Consider the following 15,065-nt stretch of genomic DNA (forward strand, 5'->3'; position numbering starts at 1 on the left):
GGAACTGAATACAGTAGCTGCTATCTGTATGCAATACTCCCGGCCATGGCCCGGACCCCGCTGCGCAGCGACCTCATCGAGGAGATCACCACCCGCGTCCTCGACGGGCGGCTCGCCGCCGGCGCGCGGGTCAACGAAGTGCACCTGGCCCGCGAACTGGGCGTCAGCCGGACACCGCTGCGAGAGGCGCTGATCGGGCTGGCCGACCGCGGCCTGCTCGTCTCCGCGCCGGGCCGCGGGTTCCTGGTGCCGCCGTTCGACCCGGACGAGGCGCGCCGGCTCTACCCGCTGGTCGCCGAGCTCGAGGCCCTCGCCCTGCGCTGGACGTCGCCGCTGGAGCTGGCCGGGCTGCCCGACGTCCTCGACGCCGTCGCCGACGAGATGGCCACGACGCTGGCCGACGGCGGCGATCCGTCCGAAGTGGACGATCGCTGGCACGCGCTGCTGCTGTCCCGCTGCCCGAACCCGCACCTGCTGCGCCTGATCGGGCAGACCAAACCGCTGCTCAAGCGGTACGAGTCGTGTTACTTCGGCGGGGCGGCGCGCGCCGAGGAGAGCATCGGCGAGCACCGCCGGATCGCCGCGGCGCTGCGGGACGGCGACCTGCCCGAAGCGTCCGCGGTGCTCGTCCGCAACTGGGTGAAAGCGCTGGCGTACCTGGGAAAGGACGAACGGTGATCATCGCGCACCTCAGCGACCTGCACCTCGACGGCGAGCCACGGGCAGACGAACGCGCCGCCGCGGTCATGGCCTACCTGGCCGAGCTGCCGGTTGACGCCGTGGTCGTCAGCGGCGACATCGCCGACCACGGCGCGCCCGCGGAGTACGCGCGCGCCGCGCAGCTGCTGACGCACCCGGCGCCGGTGCTCGTGTGCCCGGGCAACCACGACGTCCGCGCCGGGCTGCTCGGGCTGCCGCCGTCCGACGCGCCCGTGAACCTCGCGCGGGAGGTCGACGGCGTGCTGTTCGCCCTGTGCGACTCGACGATTCCCGGCCGCGGCGCGGGTTTCCTCGCCGACGAGACGCTCGACTGGCTCGACGGCGTCCTCGCCAAGGGTGACGGCCCGGCGTTCATCGCCTTCCACCACCCGCCCGTCGAGGTCGGTGTCCCGCTCGTGGACGCGATCCGGCAGTCGGGAGAGGAGCGGCTGGCCGCGGTGCTCGGCCGGCACCCGCGCGTGACGGCGCTCCTGGCCGGGCACGTGCACACGGGCGCGGCGACGACCTTCGCCGGGGTGCCCCTGCGGATCGCGCCGGGTGTGGTGTCGTCATCGCTGCTGCCGGGGGAACCGGGCGCCGGGCGCGGCTGGGACGAGGGCGGCCCGCTGGACTTCGAGCGGCCGCCGTCGCTGCTGCTGCACGTGCTGCACGACGACGGCCGGGTGACCACCCACCACCGCGTGGTCAGCCGCCGAACACCGGCAGCGTGATCCGCGACGGCCGGGCCGCGTCGTGGAAGACCTCGAACCGGTTCGGCTTCCCGTCGACCGCCGAGGTGATCGGCTCGTCCGTCCCGTGGTTGCGGGCGAACCGCGGGAACGCCCCGCCCGCCACCTGCACCCGCAGGCGGTGGCCGCGGCGGAAGCGGTAGGCCGTCGGGTCGAGGGCGACCTCCGCCGTCACGACGCCGTCCGCGTCCGCCGCCGGGACGCCCGGCCGCAGCCGGAGGATGCCGTCGGTGACGTTGCGCGAGACCCCGCTCGTGTCGACGTCGCACAGCCGGACGTAGACGTCCGCGTACGGCAGCTCGGTGCGCACGTGGACGGTCGCCGACACCTCGCCGATGACGTCCAGCTCCGAGGGCAGCGGCTCGCCGGTGAACACCAGGACGTCCGGCCGGGCCTCGACCTCCTGGTTGTCCTTCTGCTTCCAGTCGCCGGTCAGCAGCGGCCCGCCGACCGCCGGGGTCGGGTCGGCCGGGTCGTAGGTGAACGTCGTCGGCAGCGCCTCGTCACCGACACCCTCGCCGAGCCCGCCGATCGGCCGCAGGTGCGACGCGGTCGCGGTCGAGGGCGGCGGCCACGACTCGAAGTCCAGCCAGGTGCCGGCGCCCTGGAGGAAGAGCCGGACCGGGGCGCGCTGCAGCTGCGTGCGGTCGCCGAGCAGGTGGGCGCGCAGGAAGCCGAGCTGGTCGCGGATCATCGGGCCCATGCTGGCCGGTTCGCCGTGCGCCCACGGGCCGATGGTGAGCCGCGGCGCCTTGCCCGCCTCGGCGAGCCGGCGGTAGTCGCGCAGCTGCGAGCCGATGAACAGGTCGTACCAGCCGGTGGCCATCGACACCGGGACAGCCAGCTTTTCGACGTCGGCGCTGTGGTCCGACATGGCCCAGTAGGTGTCGTCCGGCACGAAGTGCTCGGTGACGTCCTGGAGGAACTGCACCGGCTTGCCGATCGCGGCGACGTCGGCGCGGCTCAGCGGCAGGAACGACATCGCCTGCCGCGTCTTGCGCTTCTGGAGCGGGTTCGGGAACGCGGCGAAGCGTTCCTCCTGGCGGCCGATCATGGCCGACCACGAGACCATGTTGTCCGCCGCGAGCACGCCGCCCGGGTAGAACGTCGAGACGAACTCCGACGCCGTGACGCCGAGGCACATCGCCTTCAACGGCGGGTCGAGGTAGGGGCCGACGGCCCACTGGGTGTGCCCGAGGTAGCTGGCGCCGGCCATGCCGAGGTTCCCGTCGCACCACGGCTGCGCGCGCAGCCACTCGGCGGTCGCGACGCCGTCCTCGCGCTCGAGGTGGAAGGGCCGGAACTCGCCGCCGGAGCCGAACGAGCCGCGGGTGCTCTGGATGACCGTCTGCAGGCCGTGCCGGGCGAACGTGTCGCCGAAGAGCTTCGAGAGCAGGCCCTTGCGCCCGTACGGCGTGCGGATCAGCACCACCGGCGCCGTCGTCGTCCCGGCCGGGGCGTACCGGTCCGCGAGCAGCGTGACGCCGTCGGCCATCGGCACCGGCAGGTCGCGCGTGACGACCGGTTTCGGGCCTTCGGCGCGGGGGAGCCCGAGCATCCTGTCGACAAGTCGGTCCAGCACGGGCGCCCGCCTTCCGAAGTGGAGTCACACCTTCCGGATCCGACGGTACCCCGTACCGGCCGCCTGGCAAGTCAGCTCAGCCGGGCGAGGGTCTCCGGCCGCAGCAGCTTCGCCAGCTCCTCGGCGGGGATCAGGCCCTTCTCGACGACCAGCTCGGCGACGCCCCGCCCGGTGGCCAGCGCCTCCTTCGCGATCTCCGTCGCGGCCGCGTACCCGATCGCCGGGTTCAACGCGGTCACCAGGCCGATCGAGTTTTCGACGTAGGAGCGCAGGACGTCGGTGTTGGCGGTGATCCCGGCGACGCACCGCCGCGCGAGCACCCGGCAGGCCGCGCCCAGGTGCGTGATGCTCTCCGACAGCGAGTGCAGGATGACCGGCTCGAACGCGTTGAGCTGCAGCTGCCCGGCTTCGGCGGCCATCGTCACGGTGACGTCGTTGCCGATCACCTCGAACGCCACCTGGTTGACCACCTCGGGGATCACCGGGTTGATCTTGCCGGGCATGATCGACGACCCGGCCTGCACCGGCGGCAGGTTGATCTCGTTGAGCCCGGCGCGCGGTCCGGACGACAGCAGTCGCAGGTCGTTGCAGCTCTTCGACAGCTTCACGGCGATCCGCTTGAGCACACCGGAGAGGTGCACGAACGCACCGCAGTCCTGCGTCGCCTCCACAAGATCTGCCGCAGTGACGACGGGCAGCCCGGTGATCTCGCGCAGGTGGCGGCACGCGGCTTCGGCGTAGCCCGGCGGGGCGTTGAGGCCGGTGCCGATCGCGGTGGCGCCGAGGTTGATCTCGTGCAGCAGCGCGACGGCTTCGTTCAGCCGCAGCCGGTCCTCGCCGAGCATCACCGCGTAGGTGCCGAACTCCTGGCCGAGCGTCATCGGGACCGCGTCCTGCAGCTGCGTGCGGCCCATCTTCAGGACGTCGTGGAACTCGACGGCCTTGGCGGCGAACGCCTGCTCCAGCACGACCATCGCGTCGGACAGTTCGCGCACCGCGAGGATCGTCGCGACGTTCACCGCGGTCGGGTACGCGTCGTTGGTCGACTGGCTCAGGTTGACGTGCTCGTTCGGGTGCACGACGTGGTAGTCGCCCTTGGCGTGCCCGAGCAGTTCGAGCGCGCGGTTCGCGATCACCTCGTTGGCGTTCATGTTGGTCGAGGTCCCGGCGCCGCCCTGGATGACGTCGACGACGAACTCGCCGTGCAGCGCGCCCTCGCGGATCTCCCGGCAGGCCGCGCCGATCGCGTCGGCGATCTCGGGTTCGAGCAGGCCCAGCTCGGCGTTCGCGCGGGCCGCGGCCTCCTTCACCGAAGCCAAGGCCTCGATCAGGTGCGGGTAGGCGGCGATCGTGGCGCCGGTGATGGGGAAGTTCTCCCGGGCGCGGGCGGTGTGCACGCCCCAGTACGCGCCGGCGGGGACGTCCTTGTCGCCGAGCAGGTCGTGTTCGCGGCGGGTGGTCATCACAAGCTCCCCACGGAGGCGGCCAGTTTTCCGGTGACACGCAGGTTTTCCGGTCCGGACGGGACGTCGGCGCCGCACAGTTTCAGCGCCGCGGCCAGCACAGGCAGGCGGGCCCGGTCGCCGCCGTCGGCGATCTTGACGGCGATCGCCGTGCCGTCCGGCAGCGCGGCGACCTGGACGGCCTCGAAGCCGTCCTTCGCGATCAGCCCGGGCACCGCGCGCATGACGGCGGTGACGTCGCGACGGCTGCCGCCGACCAGGTTGGGGTGCTGCCGGATCCCGTCGGCGACCAGGCGATCCGGGGTGCCGGGCGCGGCCGTGGCGATCTTCGCCACGGCCGTGGCGAGCCCGCGCAACGTCGTCGCGAACAGCGGCGCGCCGCAGCCGTCCACCGCGACCCGCTCGATGCCGCGCCCGGTCAGGTCCTCGACGGTGGCGGCGATCGCGCGCTGCAGCGGGTGCGCCGGGTCGAGGTAGCCGTCGGTCGGCCAGCCGTTCAGGGCGCAGGTCGCGAGCATCGCCGCGTGCTTGCCGGAGCAGTTGTGCGCCAGCCGGCTCGGGGCGCGGCCCGCGGCGACCCAGCGGTCGCGCTCGACCGGGTCGTACGGGAAGTCCGCGGGGTTGCCGAGCGCGTCCGGGGAACGTCCGTCGAGGACGGCCGACGCGGCGTCGAGGTGCTCCGGTTCGCCGGAGTGGCTGGCCGCCGCGATGGCGAACCCGGCGGGGGAGAGGCGCAGGCCGAGCCGGGCCATCGCCGTGGCCTGCAGCGGCTTCGCCGTCGACCGCGGGTACATCGGCGCGTCCGGGTCGCCGGCGGTGAACAGGGTCGTGCCGTCCGGGGCGAGCACGACCGCCGAGCCGTGGTGGACCCCCTCGACCAGGCCGTCGCGCACCAGCTCGACGAGCGGTTCGTGGCTCACAGGCCCTCCTCGTCGAACGCGCGCATGTCGATCCGCTTGCGCACGGCGAACCAGCCCACGACCAGCGCGACGGCAATCGCGGGCAGCGCCAGGAGCGTGATCCGGCCGGTCTCGTCGAAGCCCATCAGCACCACGACGGCGGCCAGGAACACCAGCGTCGCGATCTCGGTGTACGGGGAGAACGGCAGCCGGAACGACGGCCGCTCGACGCCGTCGCGCTTCGCCTTGCGCACGAACAGCAGGTGGCAGAGCACGATGATGGCCCAGGTGGCGAGGATGCCGATCGCGGCGAAGTTCAGCACGATGTCGAAGGCGTCCTTCGGCACGACGTAGTTCAGCCCGACCCCGAGCACGCAGACGGCCGCGGTGAGCAGGATCCCGCCGTAGGGCACGTGGTTGCGGTTCATCACGCCGGTGAACTTCGGCGCCGACCCGGCCGTCGCCATCGAACGCAGGATGCGGCCGGTGGAGTAGAGGCCGGAGTTCAGGCTCGACAGCGCCGCGGTGAGCACGACCAGGTTCATCACGCTGTCGGCCGCGGGCACACCCAGGTGCGAAAGCACGGTGACGAACGGGCTCTGGTCCTTCGTGTAGGAGCTCCACGGCAGCAGCATCGCCAGCAGCACGACCGACCCGACGTAGAACACCGCGATGCGCCACATGATCGAGTTGATCGCCTTCGGCATGATCTTCTCCGGGTTCTCGGTCTCGCCGGCGGCCACGCCGACCAGCTCGACCGAGGCGTAGGCGAACACGACGCCCTGGACGATCAGCACCATCGGCAGCAGCCCGGTCGGGAAGAGCCCGCCGTGGTCGGTGATCAGCTGCGGGCCGGGGACGGCGCCGTCGATCGGCGTCTGCGTCACCAGCAGGAAGATCCCGATCACCATGAACAGCACGAGCGCGGCGACCTTGACGATGGCGAACCAGAACTCCATCTCGCCGAACAGCTTCACCGAGACGAGGTTGAGCGTCAGCACGACGGCGAGCGCGATCAGGGCGAGCACCCACTGGGGGATCGGCGAGAAGAACGACCAGAAGTGCGCGTACAGCGCGATGGCCGTGATGTCGGCGATGCCGGTGGTCGACCAGTTGAGGAAGTGCATCCAGCCGGCGACGTACGCCCCCTTCTCGCCCATGAACTCGCGCGCGTAGGAGACGAAGGCGCCGCTGGAGGGCCGGTACAGGATCAGCTCGCCGAGCGCGCGGACGACGAAGAACGCGAAGAGCCCGCAGACGCCGTAGACGATCGCGAGCGCCGGCCCGGCCTGGGCGAGCCGGCCGCCCGCGCCGAGAAACAGGCCGGTGCCGATGGCGCCGCCGATGGCGATCATGGTCACGTGCCGGGGCTTGAGCGCCTTGGCGTAGCCGGCGTCCCCGGCGTCGGCGGCCCGGGTGAGGGTCTTCTCGGTCACTGGTCCCCGTTCACGATGCTGGTGAGCGTGTCTTCGACGTGCTGCAGGTGGGCGGTCATGGCGGCGACGGCGGCGCCTTCGTCGCCGCTCTCGATCGCCGTGACGATCTCCCGGTGCTCGACGTTCGACTGCCGCCGCCGGCCGCCGAGCTGGTTGAGGAAGGCGGACTGCCGGGCGAGCGCGTCGCGGATCTCCTCGATCACCTTCCCGAACGCGGGGTTGCCCGAGGCCTGGGCGATGGTGATGTGGAAGAGCGAGTCGAGCGCGACCCAGGCGGTGTTGTCGGTCTCGGCGTCCATCCGGTCGACGAGGTGGGCGAGCAGGTCGAGGTGGTCCTGGTCGCGCCGGACGGCGGCATAGCCCGCGACGGGGATCTCGACGTGCCGGCGCACCTCGATGAGGTCGCGGGCCGAGTAGGGCCCGAAGGTCGGGTGCTCGGCGGGCCCGGTGGCGGTGACGAAGGTGCCCTTGCCGGTCTTGGACTCGGTCAGGCCGAGGGCCTGCAGACCGCGCAGGGCCTCCCGGACGACCGACCGGCTGACCTCGAACTCCCTGCTCAGCGCGGCCTCTGAGGGCAGCTTGGCGCCGACGACGTACTCGCCGTCCTCGATCAGCCGGCGCAGGTGGGCCAGCACGGCCTCCATGGCGCTGACCCGCCGCGGACCACCTTGTCCGACTGTCCGGCTGTCAGACAGGTTCATGCGGGGAATGCTCGGTCCCGGGGGACGCGCTGTCAACGCGAGCCCGGGCCGCTGTGGCTCACCTCACCGGCTCACTTCACCGGGGTTCGCGCGCGTCGCGAACGGGTCATTCGGGACGTCTCCCGCCCCGAATGGGTCATTCGCGACGGTCGGGCCCGGCCGCCTCCCGCCGTGCCCACCCGAACCGGCCCGCACGGCCCCCGCGTGCCCACCCGGCAGCACCGCGTGCCGTGATCATCACCGCCCGAAATGGGTGCGCGTCGTGCCGCCCGGCGCGGCCGCCCGAGGGGCACAATCGAGCCCGGCGAGTGCGGGATAGGCTGGGGGACCGGGCTCGCCGGTCCGATCCACTCAGGGGAGGTTTTCGCTGGTGTCGAACGATTCCTTCGTCCACCTGCACGTCCACACCGAGTACTCGATGCTCGACGGTGCGGCGAAGATCGCCCCTCTCTTCGCGGAGGCGGCGCGCCTCGGCATGCCCGCGGTCGGCATGACCGACCACGGCAACATGTACGGCGGCGACGAGTTCTACCAGCAGTCGAAGAAACACGGCCTCAAGCCGATCATCGGCATCGAGGCCTACATCGCGCCGGAGAGCCGCTTCCACAAGAAGCCGGTCTTCTGGGGGCAGTCGAACCAGCGCGGCTCCGACGAGCTGGGCGAGGGCGGCGACGTCTCGGGCGCCGGCGCGTACACCCACATGACGATGCTCGCGCAGAACGCGACCGGCCTGCGGAACCTCTTCAAGCTGTCGTCCCTGGCCAGCATGCAGGGCTACTACCGCAAGCCCCGGATGGACCGCGAGCTGATCGCGGAGAACCACTCGGGGATCATCGCGACCACCGGCTGCCCGTCCGGCGAGGTGCAGACCCGGCTGCGGCTGGGCCAGAAGGAGGCGGCGATCCAGGCCGCGTCCGACTACAAGGACATCTTCGGCGCCGACAACTTCTTCCTCGAGCTGATGGACCACGGCCTGCCGATCGAGCGGTCGGTCCGCGAGGGCCTGCTCGAAGTCGGCCGGCTGCTCGACCTCAAGCCGATCGCGACGAACGACTCGCACTACGTCACCAAGGACCAGGCGGACACGCACTCCGCGCTGCTCTGCGTCCAGGCCGGCAAGACCCTCAACGACCCGACCCGGTTCAAGTTCGACGGCGACGGTTACTACCTCAAGGCCGCCGCCGAGATGCGCGAGTACTGGGACAAGGAGGTCCCGGGCGCGGCGGACAACACGCTGCTGATCGCCGAGCGCGTCGAGTCCTACGAAGACGTCTACGCGCACAAGGACCGGCTGCCGTTCTTCGAGGTGCCGGAGGGGTACGACCAGGGCGGCTGGCTGCGCGAAGAGGTCGCGAAGGGCCTCGCGTGGCGCTTCCCGGGCGGTCCGCCGGAGGGCTATCCCGAGCGGATCGAGAAGGAGCTCGACGTCATCATCGGGAAGGGCTTCCCGGCCTACTTCCTGATCGTCGCCGACCTCATCAGTTACGCCCGCCGGGTCGGCATCCGCGTCGGCCCCGGCCGTGGTTCGGCCGCCGGCTCGCTCGTCGCGTACGTCCTGGGCATCACGAACCTGGACCCGATCCCGCAGAAGCTGCTGTTCGAGCGGTTCCTGAACCCCGAGCGCGTCTCGATGCCCGACATCGACATCGACTTCGACGACCGCCGGCGCGGCGAGATGATCCGGTACGCGACCGACAAGTACGGCTCGGACAAGGTCGCCCAGGTCATCACGTTCGGCACCATTAAGACCAAGGCGGCGATCAAGGACTCCGCGCGGGTCCACTTCGGCCAGCCCGGCTACGCGATCGCGGACAAGATCTCCAAGGCGCTGCCGCCGCCGATCATGGCGAAGGACATCCCGCTCTCGGGCATCGTCGACAACAAGCACGAGCGCTACGGCGAGGCCGCCGAGGTCCGCGCGCTGGTCGAGACCGACGACGAGTGCAAGACGATCTTCGAGACCGCCCGCGGTCTCGAGGGCCTGATCCGCAACGCGGGTGTGCACGCCTGCGCGGTCATCATGTCGTGCGACCCGCTGACCGACGCGATCCCGCTCTGGCAGCGTGACGACGGCTCGATCATCACCGGCTGGGACTACCCGTCGTGCGAGGCCATCGGCCTGCTCAAGATGGACTTCCTGGGCCTGCGGAACCTGACGGTCATCGGTGACGCGATCGACAACATCAAGGCCAACCGCGGGATCGACATCGACCTCGACACCCTGGGTGTCGAGGACCCGGAGACGTACAAGCTGCTCGCCCGCGGCGACACGCTCGGCGTGTTCCAGTTGGACGGCGGGCCCATGCGCGACCTGCTGCGCCGCATGGAGCCCACGGTGTTCGACGACATCGTCGCGGTCGGCGCGCTCTACCGCCCCGGCCCGATGGGCATGAACGCGCACAACGACTACGCCGACCGGAAGAACAACCGGCAGAAGGTCAAGCCGATCCACCCGGAGCTCGACGAGCCGCTGCGGGAGATCCTGGCCGACACCTACGGCCTGATCGTGTACCAAGAGCAGATCATGCACATCGGCCAGAAGGTGGCCGGCTACACGATGGGTCGCGCGGACGTGCTCCGCCGCGCGATGGGCAAGAAGAAGAAGGAAGTCCTCGACCTCGAGTACGAGGGCTTCGAGGCCGGCATGAAGGCGAGCGACCTGCTCCCGGGCGGGTTCTCGGCTGAGGCCGTCAAGGCGCTCTGGGACACGATCCTCCCGTTCGCCGGCTACGCGTTCAACAAGAGCCACGCGGCCGCGTACGGCCTGGTCTCCTACTGGACGGCGTACCTCAAGGCGAACTTCACGGCCGAGTACATGGCGGCCCTGCTCACGTCGGTCGGCGACAACAAGGACAAGTCGGCGGTCTACCTGTCCGAGTGCCGCCGCCTCGGCATCAAGGTGCTCCCGCCGGACGTCAACGAGTCGGCCCTGCGGTTCGCGGCCGTCGGGGACGACATCCGCTTCGGCATGGGTGCCGTCCGCAACGTCGGCGCGAACGTCGTCGAGTCGATCATCAAGACCCGCGCGGAGAAGGGCAAGTACGCCTCCTTCACCGACTTCCTCGACAAGTCCGAGCTCGTGGCCTGCAACAAGCGGGTCATCGAGTCGCTGATCAAGGCGGGCGGCTTCGACTCGCTCGGCCACACGCGCCTGTCGATGATCCAGGTCCACGAAGACGCGGTGGAAGCCGTCGTCCCGCTCAAGCGCCAGGAGGCGATGGGCCAGTTCGACCTCTTCGGCTTCGGCGGGGACGAGGGGGAGGCGCAGCCGTCGTCGTCGCCGCTCGCGCACCTGAAGTTCGGCGAGGAGGAGTATCCGCGCAAGCAGCTGCTCGCCTACGAGCGCGAGATGCTCGGCCTTTACGTCTCGGCGCACCCGCTGGACGGCGCCGAGCGGATCCTGCGCAAGCACGCCCCGAAGCCGATCGCCGGCATCCTCGCCGACCCGCCCAAGGAGGGCGAGCTCGTCATCTCCGGGCTGATCACGTCGCTCGAGCGGCGGGTCAACAAGAAGGGCGAGCCCTGGGCGATCTGCACGGTCGAGGACATGGACGCCTCGCTGGAGGTGCTGTTCTTCCCGAAGTCGTACGCGCTGTTCTCCTCCGAGCTGATCGAGGACAACGCGGTGCTGGTCAAGGGCCGGGTCAACTGGCGCGAGGACAAGATGTCCATCTTCGGCGGCGGGCTGGCGACGCTGGACCTGTCCGAGGTCGGCACGGGCAACGGCGACGACGAGCCACCGCTGGTGCTGCTGGCCGCGGCGGAGAAGATCGACCAGTCGGTGGTCAGCGAGCTCCGCTCCACACTGCTCGCCCACAAGGGTGAAACGATGGTCCACCTGAAGCTGGTGGGCCGGAACCAGACGGTGTTCGCCCTCCACGACTACCCGGTGAAGGTCAGCTCGATGCTGATCGGCGAGCTCAAGGGGATCCGCGGGATCACCGCTTCCACGTAGGTTCTGCGCGAAACGGGCGGGACCGCGGCGGACAACGCGCGCGGATCCCGCCTTTCGTGTTTTGCTGAGCTGGATGACTTACGAACCCGACCCCCGTCGCTGGAAAGCGCTCGCCGTCTCGCTGACGGCCGGGTTCATGGGGCTGCTCGACGTCAGCATCGTCAACGTCGCCCTCCCGTCCATGCAGTCGGGCCTGCACGCGAGCAGCGGCGGGATCCGCTGGGTCGTCTCGGGGTACGCGCTCGCGTTCGGGCTGGTCCTGGTCACCGGCGGCCGCCTCGGGGACGCGTTCGGCCGCCGGACCATGTTCCTCGGCGCGCTCGCCGCGTTCGTCGTCACGAGCGCGCTGGCCGGCGCGGCCCCGAACGAGACGACGCTCGTCATCGCGCGCCTCGCCCAGGGCGTGGCCGCGGGCATGCTCACCCCGCAGAACACCGGCCTGATCCAGGACCTCTTCCGCGGGCCCGAACGCGGCCGCGCGTTCGGGATGTTCGGCGCGGTCGTCGGGATCTCGACGGCGGTCGGCCCGATCCTCGGCGGGGTGATCCTCGCCCTCTTCGGCGCCGAGGACGGCTGGCGCTGGGTGTTCTACGTGAACGTCCCCATCGGCGTGGTCGCGTTCGGGCTGGCCCTGCGGCTGCTGCCACGCGGCGAGAACCGTCACCTGCGGATCCGGGACGAGATCGACTTCGCCGGGATCGCGCTGCTCGCGGTCGCGGTCCTCGGGGTGCTGCTCCCGGTCGTCGAATCCGACCAGGACGGGCTCGCGAGGCTGTGGTGGCTGTTCCCCGTCGCGGTGGTCTTCGGGGTGGCGTTCGTGCGCTGGGAGCACCGGGTCGTCCGGCTCGGCCGGTCCCCGCTGCTCGACACCCGGCTGTTCACCGGCACGCCCGGGTACGCCGTCGGGGCGTCGGTCGGCGCGCTCTACTTCGTCGGGTTCGCCGGGATCTGGCTGGTCTTCGCGATGTTCTTCCAGCAGGGCCTCGGTTACTCGCCGCTGCAGTCCGGGTTGTCGGTGACTCCGTTCGCGCTCGGCTCGGCCGTCTCCGCGGCGGTCGCCGGTCGGCTGGTGCCCCGCTTCGGCCGGCTGCTGACCGTCACCGGGCTGAGCATGGTCGCGGTCGGCCTGCTCGTGGTGGCGCTGCTGGCCGAGCTCGTCCCGCCGTCCGCGTCCGGCTGGGCGTTCGCGCTGCCGCTGCTGTTCGCGGGCGTGGGCGGCGGCATGGTGATCTCGCCGAACACGACGTTGACGCTCGAGTGCGTGCCGGTGCGGATGGCCGGGGTCGCGGGCGGCGCGCTGCAGACCGGGCAGCGGATCGGCACGGCGATCGGCACCGCCGTGCTGGCGTCGGTGTTCGGCGCCGTAGTCGGCGCGGCGGCCGGCTACCCGGTGGCGCTCACCGTCGCGCTCGGCTGCGCCGCCCTCCTGACGTGCGGCGCGCTGGCGCTCGCCGTCGCCGAGCTCCGGACGCGGCGCCACCGAGAGCAGGCTTCCGACCATGAACGCGAAGCACTGGAGGCGCACACCTCCGCCGCGGACGTCCAACGGGGCTGAGACACTACTTTCGGCAGATTCGCGATGCTCCATCCGAGTGACGAGCACGGAAAGACACTGGTGCTACGCAGAGCAACCGGGTAGATCTTATGGAGCCTTCACTGCGCGGCTTCGGCTACCGACAGTGGCAATCGGTCGGCCACCCGGGGATGGGGTGACCGGCCTGAGCGATCGAGGCGTCCGGAGTTCGAGGGAATGGACACACTCGGTCACCTTCCATCCAGTGAGTTGTCGGCGTCCGCGGGGGACCGTCCGGCACTCGCGGAAGGGCTGCCCATCGGCTGCCGGCAGCGCGCGTGACGGCGGCGGGCGGGCCCGGGTGAGGGGGAACCGGGCCCGCCCGTTCTTCGTGTCGTGCTTCCACCCGGCTCGTGATCATGTTGGGATGACCGCATCCCACCGGCACGAGACCAGGAGCTTCGATGACCGAGCAGCCGTCTTGGCCCGGGAGCCGGATCCGCGTGTGGCACCGGCCGATGCGGTCGCGGGACAGCAGTGAGCAGCACCGCGTCGCGACCCCTCTGGAGCTGCTGTTCGACCTCTGCTTCGTGGTCGCGGTGGGCCAGGCGGGGGCGTCCCTGCACCACGCGCTGGCCGAGGGCCACGCCGCCCACGGCGTCGCGTCGTTCGCCATGGTGTTCTTCGCGATCTGGTGGGGCTGGCTGAACTTCAGCTGGTTCGCCTCGGCGTTCGACACCGACGACGTCCCGTACCGGCTGGCCACCCTCGTGCAGATCGCGGGCGGGCTGACCGTCGCGGCTTCGGTGTCGAGCGCGTTCGAAGGCGACTTCCGGCTGATGGTCGTCGGGTACGTCCTGATGCGGCTGGCGATGGTGTTCCAGTGGCTGCGGGCCGCGCGGTCGGACCCGGGGTGCCGGCCCGCCGCGCTGCGCTACGCCTCCGGGATCGCGGTGGTCCAGGTGCTGTGGGTCTCCTACCAGTGGCTGCCGCAGGGGATCCGCGTCGTCGCGTTCGTCGTGTTCGCGGTGCTGGAGATGGCCGTCCCGGTCTGGGCGGAGAACCGGCGGGGCACCACGTGGCACCCGCACCACATCGCCGAGCGGTACGGCCTGTTCACGCTGATCGTGCTCGGCGAGGTGATCCTCGGCGCGACGAACGCGATCAAGGAGGGCGCCGCCGAACCCGGGCACGTCGGCGCGCTGATCTCGCTGGCCGCGGCCGGGCTGGTGCTGGTGTTCTCGATGTGGTGGCTGTACTTCGACCGCCCGGGGCACACGCGGCTCGTGCGCCGTCCGACCATGTTCACGTCGATGAGCTGGGGCTACGGCCACTACTTCATCTTCGCGTCGGCCGCGGCGGTGGGAGCGGGGCTCGAGGTGGCGGTCGGCTACGACACGGGTGCGCTGCACGGGCTCGGCGGGGTGGCCGCGGCGTTGCCGACGACGGTGCCGGTCGCGGTCTTCCTGCTGAGCGTGTGGCTGCTGCACATCGGGCCGACCAACGAGTGCCGCCCGATCGCCATCGGGTTCCCGGTGACGGCGGTGCTCGTCTTCGCCGCGTCGTTCACGCCGGCGCCGATCCACATCGCGGCGGTGCTGACGGCCGCGCTCGTCGTGCTGACGGTCGTCGCCACCCACGGGGAGCCGCAGACTTAGCTTCTGCCCGGCTACCTGCCGGATCGACGCAGGTCAGCGGCCTGGCGCGAATAAAGGGGACCCCCTGTGCGAGGCCGTTTCGGGGCATGTAAAGTTCTCCAAGTCGCCAGGGAAACCGGGCGGCCGCCGGGGCCACGAACCAAGCTCCCACGAACGTGGTAGAGTGGGTGGTCCTGAACCGAGGTGGTAGCCTCGGAACAAAGCTTGAAACAATCGCCGAGAGTTTCAGCCGCCGATAACGCGGGTGGATTCAGAGTGTGTTGCTTGAGAACTCAACAGTGTGCTAGTGAACTAAGCCAGTAGAGCTTATGTATGTGAACCTCGTATGAGGTTCCTTTGAGAGCAAGTATTTTGCCTCGATTAAACTGTTCATTGTTGGAGAGTTTGATCCTGGCTCAGGACGAACGCTG

General features: G+C 70.6%; 10 protein-coding genes. 5 read left to right on the forward strand and 5 right to left on the reverse strand.

What is annotated here, in order from left to right:
* Positions 1-45: 45 nt before the first annotated feature.
* Positions 46-678, forward strand: a complete 633-nt coding sequence (locus ACZ63E_RS34435) for a GntR family transcriptional regulator (RefSeq protein WP_465340389.1) — start codon at positions 46-48, stop codon at positions 676-678.
* Positions 675-1,430 carry a metallophosphoesterase gene (locus tag ACZ63E_RS34440; protein WP_465340390.1) on the forward strand — a complete coding sequence of 252 codons (756 nt, stop codon included), beginning with the start codon at positions 675-677 and terminating at the stop codon, positions 1,428-1,430. Before ACZ63E_RS34435 ends, ACZ63E_RS34440 begins: the two co-directional genes overlap by 4 nt.
* Here ACZ63E_RS34440 and ACZ63E_RS34445 read toward each other — a convergent pair.
* The 5 genes from ACZ63E_RS34445 to ACZ63E_RS34465 all read right to left on the reverse strand — a co-directional run bounded on the left by ACZ63E_RS34445 (position 1,405) and on the right by ACZ63E_RS34465 (position 7,472).
* Positions 1,405-3,030 carry a CocE/NonD family hydrolase gene (locus ACZ63E_RS34445; protein ID WP_465340391.1) on the reverse strand — a complete coding sequence of 542 codons (1,626 nt, stop codon included), beginning with the start codon at positions 3,028-3,030 and terminating at the stop codon, positions 1,405-1,407. The genes ACZ63E_RS34440 and ACZ63E_RS34445 overlap by 26 nt on opposite strands.
* A 71-nt stretch (positions 3,031-3,101) precedes the next feature.
* On the reverse strand, positions 3,102-4,493 hold the full coding sequence (aspA, locus tag ACZ63E_RS34450; RefSeq protein ID WP_465340392.1) for an aspartate ammonia-lyase: 1,392 nt from the start codon (positions 4,491-4,493) through the stop codon (positions 3,102-3,104).
* Positions 4,493-5,413: an asparaginase gene (locus tag ACZ63E_RS34455; RefSeq protein WP_465340393.1), complete on the reverse strand. Its 921-nt coding sequence runs from the start codon at positions 5,411-5,413 to the stop codon at positions 4,493-4,495. The genes aspA and ACZ63E_RS34455 overlap by 1 nt, the downstream gene beginning before the upstream one ends.
* Positions 5,410-6,747 carry an amino acid permease gene (locus ACZ63E_RS34460; protein ID WP_465314444.1) on the reverse strand — a complete coding sequence of 446 codons (1,338 nt, stop codon included), beginning with the start codon at positions 6,745-6,747 and terminating at the stop codon, positions 5,410-5,412. Before ACZ63E_RS34460 ends, ACZ63E_RS34455 begins: the two co-directional genes overlap by 4 nt.
* Positions 6,748-6,824: 77 nt before the next feature.
* Positions 6,825-7,472 carry a FadR/GntR family transcriptional regulator gene (locus tag ACZ63E_RS34465; RefSeq protein WP_465340394.1) on the reverse strand — a complete coding sequence of 216 codons (648 nt, stop codon included), beginning with the start codon at positions 7,470-7,472 and terminating at the stop codon, positions 6,825-6,827.
* Positions 7,473-7,899: 427 nt separating this feature from the next.
* Between ACZ63E_RS34465 and dnaE the strand changes: the two genes are divergently transcribed.
* The 3 genes from dnaE (at position 7,900) to ACZ63E_RS34480 (ending at position 14,655) form a co-directional block, all read left to right on the forward strand.
* Positions 7,900-11,484, forward strand: coding sequence for a DNA polymerase III subunit alpha (gene dnaE / locus ACZ63E_RS34470; protein WP_465314440.1), 3,585 nt, complete (start codon positions 7,900-7,902; stop codon positions 11,482-11,484).
* 73 nt (positions 11,485-11,557) lie between these two features.
* A complete protein-coding gene (locus tag ACZ63E_RS34475; protein ID WP_465340395.1) occupies positions 11,558-13,039 on the forward strand; it encodes an MFS transporter in 1,482 nt (493 codons plus the stop codon).
* Between the two features lie 422 nt (positions 13,040-13,461).
* The gene (locus tag ACZ63E_RS34480; protein ID WP_465340396.1) at positions 13,462-14,655 is read left to right on the forward strand and encodes a low temperature requirement protein A; all 1,194 of its coding nucleotides are present in this window, start codon (positions 13,462-13,464) and stop codon (positions 14,653-14,655) included.
* The last annotated feature ends 410 nt before the right edge of the window (positions 14,656-15,065 follow it).

The sequence above is a fragment of the Amycolatopsis sp. NPDC104819 genome, assembly GCF_055583145.1.